The organism is Bartonella queenslandensis AUST/NH15 (genome assembly GCF_000312585.1).
GTDB lineage: Bacteria > Pseudomonadota > Alphaproteobacteria > Rhizobiales > Rhizobiaceae > Bartonella > Bartonella queenslandensis_A.
Window position 1 is genome coordinate 1 of record NZ_HE998018.1, and the last position, 211, is coordinate 211.

1 pseudogene is annotated in these 211 nt (G+C 48.8%); it reads left to right on the forward strand.

The window, feature by feature from the left end:
- Nucleotides 1–201 (forward strand): annotated as a pseudogene (locus BN338_RS09190) (hypothetical protein); the annotation flags it as partial.
- Between the last annotated feature and the right edge of the window lie 10 nt (nucleotides 202–211).

Genomic DNA, 211 nt, shown 5'->3' on the forward strand with positions numbered 1-211 from the left:
AGTGTCCCGCGTGATATCCAGATTGAACCGATTATCTCTGCGGCGATTAAGCAGCGTGGTGTATCGATCAGTGTGGTGGAATGGCACCAAGATTTGCACCATTTGGGACGGGATATTTTTTGTGATGAGGGACAACTCAAAGCCGGATTGATCTCATGGGATAATGAAACTTGGCGCAACGAGGGAAACTTGGAGCAATGAGGGGAACTGG